Here is a 12,270-nt window from a genome sequence, read left to right on the forward strand (position 1 = left end):
GCAATCGCCCTTTGTGTGGATAGTGGGTTCAGCGCACCCGGTCCACCTGCGAGCGCGGTTCGAGGGCATCGCGCAGCCCGTCCCCGAGGAAGTTGACCGCGAGCACGGTCAGCGCGATCGCCACCCCGGGTGCGGCCCACAGCCAGGGCAGCTTCGTGATGACGGTGAGGCTCTGCGCGTCGGTGAGCATATTGCCCCAGCTGGCCGCCGGTGGTTGTACGCCGACGCCGAGGAAGGACATGGTCGCCTCGAGCGCGATCGCCTGGGCCAGTGCGATGGTGCCCGCCACGCTCACCGAGGGAAGTACCGCGGGGAGCACGTGCCGCAGGAAGATCCAGCCGGACCCGGCCCCTGAGGCGCGGGCAGCCCGCACGTACTCCCGTTCCCGCAGGCTCAGGGTCAGCCCGCGCACCAGGCGGGCGATGGTGGGGAACTGGAAGATCCCGATCGCCAGGGTCATGGTGGTGACGCTCGGCCCGATGATCCCGGCCAGCACGATCATCACGACGAGGGAGGGAAAGGAGAGGAACACGTCCGCGCCGCGCATGAGGATCTGGTCGATCCAGCGGCCGAAGAGCCCGGCGATTCCGCCGATCAGGGTACCCAGCAGCACGCCGATCAGCGCGGCGCTCCCGCCGACCCCGAGCGAGACCCGTCCGGCGTAGAGCAGCCGGGACAGCTCGTCCCTGCCGAGCGAATCGGTGCCGAGCCAGTGCCGTGCCGAGGGGCCGGAACGGACCAGGTCCAGGTCGATGTCCGTCGGCGCGTAGCCGGAAAGGGGACCGGCGAAGACCGCGGCGAGCACCAGGACGGCGAGCAGCACCGCGGCGGCGACGGCCATCCGATTGCCGAGGAACCGTCTCATGTCAGCCGCACCCTGGGGTCGATGAGCGGATAGAGCAGATCCGCCACCAGATTGGAGATCAGCACGAACACCGCGACCACGAGCGCGAACCCGATGATCACCGAATAGTCGTGACTCTGCACCGAGGACAGGGCGAGCTGGCCCAGCCCCGGCCAGGCGAACACCTGCTCGATCACCACCGCGGCGGCGAGCTGCTGCGGCAGGTTCGCCGCCACCACGGTCACCACCGGGAGCATCGCGTTACGGAGGATGTGACTGCGCGCGATCCGGCCAGGCGAGGTGCCCTTGGCCGCCGCGGTCCGCACGTAGTCGGCCCCGATCTCCCCGAGCACGCTGGAACGCACATACCGCATATAGGGCCCGGCATTCGTCAGCCCGAGCACCAGCACCGGAAGGATCAGGTGCCAGACGAGATCACCGAGACCGGCACCCGATCCGGGGGTGCTGATCCCCGAGGAGGGCAGCAACGGCAGCTGCACGCTCAGCAGGAAGATCGCCACGATGGCGAGGAAGAACGGCGGGATCGAGACCGCGCCGAGGCTGAGCACGGTCACCGAATGGTCGAGAACCGTGTTGCGGCGCAGCGCGGCCAGCGTGCCGAGCGGGATCGCCAGCAACAGCGCGATCGCCAGCCCGATCCCGGTCAGCTCCAGGGTCGGCCCGATGCGCTCGGCGAGCAGTTCGCCCACCGGGCGGCCGTTGACAAGGGAATAGCCGAGGTCACCGTGCACCGCGCCGGAGACCCAGCGCAGATACTGCACCGGCAGCGGCAGATCGAGCCCGAGCTCGTGTCGCTTCGTCGCGATGAACGCCGCGCTGCCGGCGTTCAGCTGTGCGGGCGGGATCTGCATCGCGATCGGGTCCCCCGGCGCGTTGTGCACCAGCGCGAAGATGGCGATGGTGATCAACACGAACACCACGAGATTCGCGGCGATCCGGCGCACCAGGTAACCGGTCATCGGGTGAGCCGCCAGCTCGCCGGGTCCCAGAAGGCGGGCGTGTCCTGGGATCCGGGCGCCTGGAAGCCGTGCACCCGGTTGTTCACTCCCCACAGTCCGCGCGGCGCGTAGAGCCACATCAGGTCGGCCATCGCATTGCTGCGCCGGGCCGCTTCGGCATAGGTGGCCGCACGCGCCCGCGGATCGGCGAGCGCGTTGGCCCGGTCCATCAGCCGGTCGAGCTCGCGGTCGCAGAAGAAGTCGATGTTGCCTCCGTCCGGGTAGAACTGCCCGCATCCGCTGATCACCGCGACGCTGTTCGGATCGGCCGCGTAGTTCCCGCCGCCGTAGAGCGTCAGATCGTAGCTGCGGTCGGTGTAGCTCGGCGGCAGCTGCGCGGCCTGCACCTGGTCGATCCGGACCCGGACCCCGACCTTGCCCAGCTGTTCGGCGACCACCATGGCGGTCAGGTCACGGTCGCGCTGCCCGGGAACCAGCTGCAGGGTGAGGGTGCGGTTCGGATCCCAGCCCGCCTTGGCGAGCAGGGCACGCGCCTTGGCCGGGTCATAGGCATAGGGATCGAGATCCCGCGGCGCCGAACGGTTGAAGAAATCGGAATTCTGTACCTCCGCGTTGCCGAGCAGCACATTGCGCACGATCTTGCGCCGGTCGACCGCGTACAGAAAAGCCTTGCGCACCCGCACATCCCGGAAGTAGGGCCTGGACTGGTTCAGCGCGATCCGCACGAATCCGGAGCCGAGCCCGGAGGCGATCCGCACCGAGGGGAAACCGCTGGCCACGTCCAGATCGGTGGGAGAGAGGGAGGCGATGTCCAGACCGCCGCTGCGTAGCTGCGCGGCCGCGACATCGGATTTCATCATCTTGAGGTAGATATCGCGTATTCCGGCTTTCCGGTAATAAAATCGGTTCGCGGTCACGTGTACGAATTGGTTGGATCGGTAATCGACGAACCGGAATGGACCGTTCGTCACGGTCGGGGACCGGAAATACGGTGCCTTCGCGACCTTCTCGACCGGGATCTTCCCGAGCACGTGCTCGGGAAGGATGGGCGAGGTGCCGATCCGGGCGAGCAGCCCGGCGTCCGGTTTCCCGGTCCGGATCACGAAGGTGTGCGCGTCCGGGGCGGAGAGCGCGGTGATGTCCGCGTAGTTGCTCGCGTTCGCCGAGGTACTTCGCTTGTCGCCGAGCAGCCGGTAGGTGAACACCAGGTCCGCGGAGGTCAGTGCGCGGCCGTCGCTCCACCGTGCCTCCGGCCGGAGGTGGAAGGTGAAGGTGCGCGCGTCCGGGGAAACCCGGTAGTCGCGCGCGATCCGCGGCCGGATGCGGTAGTCCGGCCCGACCGCGAGCAGGCCCTCCTCGATGAAGGAGAGCACCTGGGTGTCCGGCCCGGAGGCGGGCGCGAGCGGGCTGAACACCCCGGTTGGTTCCTGGTATAGGTAGACCTGGAGCGCGGAGTTCCCGGCAGCGAGATTCGCCGAGGCGCCCGGACCGGCGCAACCGGCGAGCAGAAGCAGCAGGGCGCAGACGACCGGCCCGCGCGCGGTGTACCCGCGAGCGGGCCGGCTGGATGCGTTCCCGCCTGCCCATCCCCACCGAGCCCGGCGAACATATCGTGTTCCCCGGAGCGGGCGCAGCTTTTTTAGCGAATCGGCCTTGGTCATCTGAAAATTCATCCGTATGGACTAGGTTTGATCTTCTTAGGACGAATTTCCAAGCAATTGTCCCGGCACCGCCGACCGCCTCACTCGCTCCTCGCCTTCCCCGCGGAGTCCAGCTCGGCGCGCAGTTTCTCCAGTTCGCCCCGGATGTAGTCGCGGGTGGCGACCTCGCCGACCGCGATACGCAGCGCGGCGAGCTCCCTGGCGAGATACTCGGTGTCCGCCTTGGTCTGTGCCGCGCGCGCCCGGTCCTCCTCGAGCGAGACGCGGTCCCGGTCGTCCTGGCGGTTCTGCGCGAGCAGGATCAGCGGGGCCGCATACGCTGCCTGGGTGGAGAAAGCGAGATTGAGCAGGATGAACGGATAGGGGTCCCAGCTCAGGCTGACCGCGGCGAGGTTGAGGACGATCCAGGTGACCACGATCAGCGTCTGCCAGAACAGGAACGTCCCGGTGCCGAGGAATCGGGCGAGTGTCTCGGACACCCGGCCGAACGCCTCGGGATCGACCGAGACCGCCAGCCTGCGCGGGGTGCGTGGCTGATCGATCCGGCGTCCGCGCAGTTCAGGCATCTTCGCCCGCCTCCGTTCGCTGTTCGGTGGGCGCGGTCTCGCGCCAGCCCTCGGGGAGCATGTGATCGAGCACGTCGTCGACCGTCACCGCGCCGAGCAGGTGCTCCTGGGAATCCACCACCGGACCGCACACCAGGTTGTACGCCGCGAAGTACCGGGTGACCTCGGCGAGCGAGACGTGCGGGGAAAGCCGGGCCAGGTCGGTGTCCAGGGTGCCGCCGACCAGATCCGAGGGCGGTTCGCGCAGCAGTTTCTGGAAGTGCACGCAGCCGAGATAACGCCCGGTCGGGGTGGCCGTCGGCGGACGACAGACGAACACGATGCTGGCCAGTGCCGGGGTCAGGTCGGCATTGCGCACCCTGGCGAGCGCCTCGGCGATCGTGGAGTCCGGGGCGAGCACGATGGGGCTCGAGGTCATCAGCCCGCCAGCGGTGTCCGAGGAGTACGCGAGCAGCCGCTTCACCGGAGCGGATTCGGTGGGTTCCATGAGTTCGAGGAACCGGTCCTTCTGCGTCTCACTCAGTTCACCGAGCAGATCCGCGGCGTCGTCCGGGTCCATCGCCTCGAGCACATCCGCGGCGCGCTCTTCCTCCAGGTGATCCAGCAGATCCTTCTGGTCCTCGTCCGGGAGTTCCTCGATGACATCGGCGAGCCGTTCGTCGTGCAGTGCGTCGGCCACCTCGTAGCGCCGCTTGCCGGGCAACTCGCGCAGCGTGCTAGCCACATCGGCGGCCCGCATCGTCTCGAACAGCGCGAGCAGTTCGCGCGCACCCTGTTCCCGCTGATTCAGCTCCAGCATGTCCAGCCCGCGCACCTCGCCGACCCGAACCACGTGGGTCGGGCCCCTCCTGCCGAAATGCCCGCGCCTGCCACGCACCGCGAGCCGGGTGATCAACCAGTCCCTGGTGCGGGTGCGCTCCATGCCCGCGTCCACCACGGTCGCCGCGGTCCCGTCGGGAAGTTCCACCCGGGCGTCCAGCAGCTGCCCCACGACCAGTACCTCGTTGGGCCGCTTGTGGAACCGGCGCAGATTCACCGAACCGGTCGCGAGTGTGACCGCGTTCGGTTCGATCGCGGTCACCCGCAGCATCGGCACGAAGATGCGGCGCCGGGTCGCCATCTCCACGACGAGGCCGAGTACTCGCGGTTCACCGCCCCCGTAACGCAATCCCGCGACGAGCTCGCGTAATTTGCCGAGCTGTTCCCCGTCCGGACCGAAGACGGGAAGGCCGACCAGTTGTGCGGCGAACACCTTGTCCACGGCGGTCATTCCCAGAGGCTAGCGGAGCCCGCTCGGCGATCGGCGCAGCAACGTGCGGCAGACCGTGATCGCGCCGGAACAGACCGGGTAGTGCGGTGAACGGCGCGTGTCGCGCGCCGGGCGGCCATGTTCTCGATGAATGACTCAGCGCGACTGATCGGCAAAGTTTCGGTTGCCGTGAAATAACGCACAGGTCACGGAAGAGGCTTGCGCCACTCGCTCGGCTCCGTGAGAGTGGAATTCATGGCCAAGCATCGTCTTGAGGACAAGCTCGCTCCCGAACCGGTTCAGGTCCCCGCTCCTGCACCGGCTCCCGCGCCGATGCAGGCGGCGCCGGTGCAGACGGCGCCAGTGCAGACGGCGCCCGCGAGGCACCGCAACCAGGAGCGCAGCGGGTTCTGGAACCTCCGCCGTAAGCAGGCCGATGACCTCTACGAACGCAGTTTCCGCTTCTGCACCCGGTGTGGCAACGAGGTTTACGTGCTCGCCGACGGGTGCCGGCACTGCAACGACGCCCGCAGCCTCACCGCGGCACCCGCGCTGTAATTCTCCGGTCACGCGACGTTCCGGTCGCGGTCCGATTCTCCCGCGTGCACGAATCCGAACCGTATGTGTGCAGGCCATCGGTTCTCCCTATATCGGTGCGGGTAAATTGATTTTCCTTCCCGGATAGCGTTTCCGGTATGGATGATCTCGACCAGGTTTTCGCCGATATTCCCCGGGCGGGAACCTTCGAAGCCTGTGTGTTCGGCTGCTTTTCGGCGGCCGAGATCGCGCTGTTGTCCGGTGATCCCGCGCTGATCCCGGACGAGCTGGTGTGGTCGGTCTCTTCCGGCGGCACCGTGTGCGTCGGCGACCAGCAGCAGTTCAGCCTGCTGTACAGGGCCTTGATGCCCCGGATACTGCGCGCGTTCGAGAAGGACCTGGACGGGATGTTCCTGAACGGTCTGGACTACGCCGAGTTCTCCGCCTGGCCCGCGGAAGAGCGCGCCGCAGTCGACCGATTCCTGCGTGGCGTGTTCGATCGCGCCGTGCTCGGTGGCGCCGAGCCTGCCGCGGTGCTCGAGCTTTTGTCCTGTCTCGCTCACCTGGACGACAATCCCGGATACTGGCTCGGTTACCTCGACGCGATGCCCGTCGCCGCGGACACCGTGCTCTGTGAGCTCGCGCGCTATCTCGCCGAGGAATTCACCGAGCGTGCGGACCCGGATCCGTTGTGGCCCGAAGCATTTCGGGACTGGCTCTACTCCGACGCGCTGTACGAGCGGATCACCCGGATCGGATCGCGGGACACCCTGATCGCCATCGCCGAGATGTGAGCGCCGCACCGGAAACCCGGTGTTCCTGATTCTTGTATCGAACGGTGCGGCGCTATTCTTGAGCAATTAACAATTGACATTTCCGCGCTGCTCGGCACACCCCTTCTTTCGTCTGTCCGGCACCCTCCATTCGGCAGTTACCGCGATAAAAGCGGGCGATTACTGTGCAGAACCAGTTGGTCGCAATGCCGTTCGGATGATGCGTGGAAGGACAATTTCGTGAAAAGATTCAGGCAGTTCACCATGGCCTCGGTCGCCGCGCTGACGTTGACCGCCCTAGGTTCGCTCGCGCACGCCGCCGCCTCGAACACCGATGAACCGCGGATCGTGGGCGGCACCACCGCGCCTTCGGTTTCCTGGGGCGCGCAGGTGTACGTCAACACACCCGACCGGCCGTTCAACGGATTCAACTGTTCCGGTTCGATCATCGCCGCGGACTGGGTACTCACCGCGCATCACTGCCTTGACGAGGACAACAGCGGAATGCACGTCAAGGTCGGCAGCAACGACCTCGGTCAGGGGACCGAGGCAAAGGTGGACCGCAAGGAAGTATCGCCGAACGGTGATATCGCCCTCCTGCACCTGGCGACGAGCGTGAACACCGAATACATCAAGCTCGGCGACAAAGACCCGGCCGAGGGTGCCACGAACCAGCTCTACGGCTGGGGACGGGAAACCCCGACCGGTCCGCCCGCCGACAAACTCAAGACCGCCGACGTCAAGGTCAGCGGATCCAGCACGGACAACGACGGCGGCAAGGCGATCCAGAGCGTCGGCGTCAACGGCGCAGCGTGGAAGGGCGATTCCGGCGGCCCGGAACTCGACAACGGCGTCCAGGTCGGCGTGGCCTCCACGGTGACCAACCAGGACGGCACCAACAAACAGGGAACCAACAACTACGGCAGCGTCGCCGCCAGTCGCGACTGGATCAAGCAGACCGCGGGCGTCTGATCCGCTTGGTGTGTCAGCACCGAGGTGCGGGTGTGCCCGGCCACTTCCGCGAGAGTGGCCGGGCACCCTCGTTTTCCGTCCCTCGGCTGTGGGAAGCTGTCGCATGGCCACTGGAAAACCGCACTCTCAATCGGTGATACCGCGTGTGTTCGTTCGTGAGCCGGCCGCATTCATCGCGTTTCTTCGGGACATTTTCGGTGCTCAGGGAGAATTTCATGATGGCCGCCCTTCCGGCGTGGTGATCGGTGACTCGACCATCATGGTTTCGGGGATCGAGGAACGCGGCGAATTCCCGGCCTTTCTCTACATCTATGTCGAGAACGCGGACACGGCATTTCAACGTGCACTCGATACGGGCGCTGAATCCCTGGAGGAACCCGCGGACATGTTCTACGGGGATCGACGCGCGATGATCCGCGATCCGTTCGGCAACATCTTCCAAATAGCTCACCGCATGACCTGAACGTTCGGACGAATCAGTGCCTGAGCCGCGCTGGCGCGCCGGAATTCCTATTCGCGCTACCGACGAGTGGTCCGTACAGTCACCGCCGTGATCACGCGATGCCCGCACAACTGGCCGCCGAACCACGCGAACCTGACGTGTCTGGACGACACCGAGGTAATGCTCCGGTGTGAGGCCGACCATTCGGTATCGATCCGCTTCGCGGAACGCCATGCGGAGCCCGGCTCGCCTGCCCCGCACTGCGCTTTGCCGTCTATTTGCAGGCGCGCGATATGGACGCGCGGGTTCAGGGCATCACCAACTATGTCACCGGGCGTGGTCTTGCGCGGTTCATCGACGGCCTCGACTTCCGCGGCTGGCGTGGCGAACAGCACTGGGTCAACTCCAATCGCGATCTGAAAGTCAGTGCTGTCTACGGAACCAGGGGACACATCGCCCTGACCTGGACGCTGCGAACCGGGATTTTCGGCACCTGGGAAGCCCGGGTCATGACGTGGCTGGAAGCCGGTGCTGCCAAGGACGATTTCGCCGCGCGACTGCACCACTTCCTCACCGCGGACGAATTCCCCGTCGTTTACGGCGACGGCGGCAACGAGTTCGGTGACTGGCCGCCCCTTGGATGTTTTGCGGATGAACAGGGCCCCTGAACACTCCCGGATGGACCGAGTTGTTCGAGACCCAAGGTGCACTGATCGACATCGTCGTCACGGACATGACCGCCGAGGACTGGGGCGCCGTATTCGCTCACTTCGCGGCTCGCCCGGCCGTACGGACCCTCAGCATGAGTGTCGAACGTGCCGAACGAAGGGTCGCCGATATCCCACGGTGAGACCCGACGAATGGGCTTTCGCCCGGTCGGACCACCCAGGGCGATCCTTCACATAATCGAGTGCCCGCGCCAGTTCGTCATGGCAGCTTCCATCGGTGGAATTCCGCTGCGAGCTACAGGGCACGGGATAGGCGGAAGCCTCGATCAATGACGGGAAGAACACGGTCACCATCCTGCGGCGTACATGTCGGATGCTCTGAGGGGATTTGCTCGGCACGGTTCGGAGACTGCTCGAAGGCGCCAAGAACGCGCGCTGCTCGAAGGCGCCAAGAACGCGCGCTGCTCGTGGACGGATGAGCTGACGCGATACGAGCGGGTTCTCAACCGGAGCAGTGACCAGACCACCTCTCTTCGCGTGTTCCGTCTCGTTGATCGTCCGTACTTCGAGAACGAGAACATCAACGACCACATGTCCCTGTACTTCAGGACGCGGCAACCGAAACGAATGCTGGAAGAAGCCATCGCCCGGGGTGCCTCGGAGGTTCGTGAAAAGCACGGAGCTGAGGGGTACTTGGCGGAATGGCAAGGGCACGCTTTCCCGTCCGGGCACCTTGCCGTCGTCGAGCAGCTACTGCCCCAGGAGTGACCCGTGGCGGCGCCGAATCGGCCGGACGCGCATGGCGAGCGCCCTACCCGCGCGGATCGTCTCCCGGCAGGCGGTGAGACCTGGGTAACAGCGGCTGACCACGCGACGGAGTCTCCAAGGTGACATTTACCTCATACGAGGCAGGGCGGTCCGCGCCTCGTGATGTCATCTCGTTCGCTCGCCGAATCGAGCTGATCAGCCGCGTTCCGGCCGCGTGGCTGCTCGGAGTCGATCAGCCTCCCACTCCGGGTGACGGGGGTGAGCTTGATACCGGGTGGAATACTGCTCGGTAACAAACGAGGTGAATGTGGAGGACGCAGCATGGCTCGCCTTGCCCAGACCACGGGATTGACCGATGTTCAGCAGGAGATTCTGAGCACGGTGCGGGATTTCGTGAACAAGGAGATCATTCCGCATGCGCAGGCGCTGGAGCATGGGGACACGTATCCGGCGGACATCGTGGCCGGGATGAAGGAGATGGGCCTTTTCGGCCTGATGATCCCGGAGGAGTACGGGGGTCTGGGTGAGTCGCTGCTGACCTACGCGCTGGTGGTGGAGGAGATCGCGCGTGGCTGGATGAGCGTGTCCGGGGTGATCAACACGCATTTCATCGTGGCCTACATGCTGCGTCAGCACGGTACGGATGCGCAGAAGCAGCATTATCTGCCGAAGATGGCCGAAGGAGAGATCCGCGGCTCGTTCTCGATGTCGGAGCCGGATCTGGGTTCGGATGTGGCCGCGATCAAGACCCGCGCGAAGCGTGAAGGCGATGACTATGTGATCGACGGTTCGAAGATGTGGCTGACCAACGGTGGCAGCTCGAACCTGATCGCGTTGCTGGCCAAGACCGATGAGGGCGCGGAGAAGGCGCACCAGAACCTGACGGCGTTCCTGATCGACAAGCCCGAAGGCTTCGGTGAGGTGGCTCCGGGGCTGCGGATCCCGGGCAAGATCGACAAGATGGGCTACAAGGGCGTGGACACCACCGAGGCGGTGTTCGAGGGCTTCAAGGTCGGCGCGGACAAGGTGCTCGGCGAGGCCCCGGGCAAGGGGTTCGCGTACATGATGGACGGCATCGAGGTCGGCCGGGTGAACGTGGCCGCGCGGGCCTGCGGGATCGCGATCCGCGCGTTCGAACTCGCGGTGGAGTACGCGCAGCAGCGCACCACCTTCGGCAAAAAGATCGCCGATCACCAGGCGATCTCGTTCAAGCTCGCGGAGATGGCCACCAAGGTGGAGTCGGCGCACCTGATGATGACCAACGCCGCGAAGCTCAAGGACTCCGGGGAACGCAACGATGTCGCCGCGGGAATGGCGAAACTGGTCGCCTCCGAGTACTGCGCCGAAGTCACCCAGGAATCGTTCCGCATCCACGGCGGCTACGGCTACTCCAAGGAGTACGAGATCGAGCGCCTCATGCGCGAGGCACCGTTCCTGCTCATCGGCGAAGGCACGAGCGAGATCCAGAAGACCATCATCAGCCGCGGACTGCTGCGCGACTACAAGATCTAATCCCGCACGGCGGCGACGAGCGCGTGCAGCACGGCCGTGACGCGCTCGCTCGCCGCCGGATCGGTGAGCAGTCCGTCCGCGCCGACCGACTCGTGCGCGACCGGCACATGGGCGCAGGCTCGTTCGACGATCACGGATCCGGCGTAGCCGAGGACCTCGCGCAGTGCGGCATGTGCCTTCTCGGCGCCGCGTTCGGCGGCGTTGATCCAGGCGAGTGGTTTGCCGTTCAGCGAGCCGGGGGAGTCGTCCGCGATGGTCCAGTCGATGAGGTTCTTGAAGGAACCGGGAAGCCCGCCGGCGTATTCGGGAACGGCGAGCAGGACCGCGTCCACGGCGTGGATGCGGGCGCGCAGTTCGGCGACCGGTTCGGGGAGCGGATCCGTGTCCTCGTCCGGATTGAACTGGGGGAATGCGGCACCGGTGTAGTGGTGGGTGATGATTCCCGGTCCGGCATTCGCGGCGGCGGTACGCAGTGCGGCGGTATTGGTGGACTGCTCGCGGAGGCTTCCGGAGATCAGCAGTAGTTCGGTTGTGCTCATGGCTCGTCCAACCTTGCCAGCATCCGGGATGGTCCGTAAAGGGTCACCCGCAGGTGCCGCCCGATTCGCGGAGTTCCCGGCGGTCTTGGCAAGATGGGAGCAGAACCGGAGGTGATCGTGGTGACGGGTCCATTCCAAGGTCAGGGGCAGCAGCCGCGCAACATGCCGCGCCTGCCGACTCCGCCGACCGGCTGGCCGATCGGGTCGTACGAGACCTACGAGGAGGCGCAGCGAGCCGTCGACTATCTCGCGGACTCCGAGTTCGCCGTGCAGGATGTGACGATCGTCGGGGTCGACCTGATGAGCGTGGAACGCGTGGTGGCGAGGTTGACCTGGGGCAAGATCCTGGCCAATGGCGCGCTTTCCGGGGCCTGGTTCGGTCTGTTCGTCGGGCTGTTGCTGTCGTTTTTCATCTCCCGGGGCAATCCGCTGTGGCCGATCCTGCTCGGTCTCGGATTCGGGCTGGTGTTCGGCATCGGATTCGCCGCGGTGGCCTACGGCTCGAGCCGGGGGAACCGGGATTTCGCCTCGACCTCGCAGTTGGTCGCCGGTCGGTACGACGTGCTGTGCGAGCCGCGCAACGCCGAGAAGGGGCGAGAATTGCTCGCCAAACTGCAGTTGCGCGGCCCGAACCCGAACCCTGGTGGCTCAGCTCTGTGAAATGAGCAGGAATACGCCGGCGACCCAGCCGAGGGCGGCGGCCAGTGCCCAGAAACGGAAGTTCGTGAGTGCGCGCAGCATGACAAAGTCCTTTCGATG

Annotated in this window: 14 protein-coding genes; 8 read left to right on the forward strand and 6 right to left on the reverse strand. The window is 65.9% G+C overall.

Features of this window, described 5'->3' with window-relative positions; all coding sequences use genetic code 11:
- Positions 1-28: 28 nt before the first annotated feature.
- The 5 genes from AD72_RS22675 to AD72_RS22695 form a co-directional block, all read right to left on the reverse strand.
- A complete protein-coding gene (locus tag AD72_RS22675) occupies positions 29-865 on the reverse strand; it encodes an ABC transporter permease (RefSeq protein WP_031468577.1) in 837 nt (278 codons plus the stop codon).
- The gene (locus tag AD72_RS22680) at positions 862-1,824 is read right to left on the reverse strand and encodes an ABC transporter permease (protein ID WP_031468578.1); all 963 of its coding nucleotides are present in this window, start codon (positions 1,822-1,824) and stop codon (positions 862-864) included. Before AD72_RS22680 ends, AD72_RS22675 begins: the two co-directional genes overlap by 4 nt.
- Positions 1,821-3,497 carry an ABC transporter substrate-binding protein gene (locus AD72_RS22685; protein WP_082469103.1) on the reverse strand — a complete coding sequence of 559 codons (1,677 nt, stop codon included), beginning with the start codon at positions 3,495-3,497 and terminating at the stop codon, positions 1,821-1,823. Before AD72_RS22685 ends, AD72_RS22680 begins: the two co-directional genes overlap by 4 nt.
- A gap of 68 nt (positions 3,498-3,565) precedes the next feature.
- On the reverse strand, positions 3,566-4,051 hold the full coding sequence (locus AD72_RS22690) for a DUF1003 domain-containing protein (RefSeq protein ID WP_031468580.1): 486 nt from the start codon (positions 4,049-4,051) through the stop codon (positions 3,566-3,568).
- Positions 4,044-5,321 (reverse strand): magnesium transporter MgtE N-terminal domain-containing protein, encoded by a 1,278-nt coding sequence (locus AD72_RS22695; RefSeq protein WP_031468581.1) that lies wholly within the window; start codon positions 5,319-5,321, stop codon positions 4,044-4,046. Before AD72_RS22695 ends, AD72_RS22690 begins: the two co-directional genes overlap by 8 nt.
- 234 nt (positions 5,322-5,555) lie before the next feature.
- Between AD72_RS22695 and AD72_RS22700 the strand changes: the two genes are divergently transcribed.
- The 7 genes from AD72_RS22700 (at position 5,556) to AD72_RS22730 (ending at position 10,972) form a co-directional block, all read left to right on the forward strand.
- Positions 5,556-5,858: a hypothetical protein gene (locus AD72_RS22700; protein ID WP_156365331.1), complete on the forward strand. Its 303-nt coding sequence runs from the start codon at positions 5,556-5,558 to the stop codon at positions 5,856-5,858.
- 137 nt (positions 5,859-5,995) lie between these two features.
- Positions 5,996-6,631 carry a hypothetical protein gene (locus AD72_RS22705; protein WP_031468583.1) on the forward strand — a complete coding sequence of 212 codons (636 nt, stop codon included), beginning with the start codon at positions 5,996-5,998 and terminating at the stop codon, positions 6,629-6,631.
- A gap of 219 nt (positions 6,632-6,850) precedes the next feature.
- Positions 6,851-7,582: a S1 family peptidase gene (locus AD72_RS22710; protein ID WP_425480780.1), complete on the forward strand. Its 732-nt coding sequence runs from the start codon at positions 6,851-6,853 to the stop codon at positions 7,580-7,582.
- Positions 7,583-7,685: 103 nt separating this feature from the next.
- Positions 7,686-8,045, forward strand: a complete 360-nt coding sequence (locus AD72_RS36750; protein ID WP_031468585.1) for a VOC family protein — start codon at positions 7,686-7,688, stop codon at positions 8,043-8,045.
- A gap of 239 nt (positions 8,046-8,284) precedes the next feature.
- A complete protein-coding gene (locus AD72_RS22720) occupies positions 8,285-8,692 on the forward strand; it encodes a DUF6228 family protein (RefSeq protein ID WP_255357175.1) in 408 nt (135 codons plus the stop codon).
- Positions 8,693-9,058: 366 nt separating this feature from the next.
- The gene (locus AD72_RS36755; protein WP_156365332.1) at positions 9,059-9,460 is read left to right on the forward strand and encodes a hypothetical protein; all 402 of its coding nucleotides are present in this window, start codon (positions 9,059-9,061) and stop codon (positions 9,458-9,460) included.
- A 321-nt stretch (positions 9,461-9,781) separates the two neighbouring features.
- On the forward strand, positions 9,782-10,972 hold the full coding sequence (locus AD72_RS22730; RefSeq protein ID WP_031468588.1) for an acyl-CoA dehydrogenase family protein: 1,191 nt from the start codon (positions 9,782-9,784) through the stop codon (positions 10,970-10,972).
- On the opposite strand, the gene AD72_RS22735 is transcribed toward AD72_RS22730, so the two are convergent.
- Positions 10,969-11,511 (reverse strand): NADPH-dependent FMN reductase, encoded by a 543-nt coding sequence (locus AD72_RS22735; RefSeq protein ID WP_031468589.1) that lies wholly within the window; start codon positions 11,509-11,511, stop codon positions 10,969-10,971. The genes AD72_RS22730 and AD72_RS22735 overlap by 4 nt on opposite strands.
- A gap of 93 nt (positions 11,512-11,604) precedes the next feature.
- Between AD72_RS22735 and AD72_RS22740 the strand changes: the two genes are divergently transcribed.
- Positions 11,605-12,171 carry a YflT domain-containing protein gene (locus tag AD72_RS22740; RefSeq protein ID WP_031468590.1) on the forward strand — a complete coding sequence of 189 codons (567 nt, stop codon included), beginning with the start codon at positions 11,605-11,607 and terminating at the stop codon, positions 12,169-12,171.
- Positions 12,172-12,270: the final 99 nt, after the last annotated feature.

This window comes from Sciscionella sediminilitoris, from assembly GCF_000737195.2.
In the GTDB taxonomy this organism is placed as follows: domain Bacteria; phylum Actinomycetota; class Actinomycetes; order Mycobacteriales; family Pseudonocardiaceae; genus Sciscionella; species Sciscionella sediminilitoris.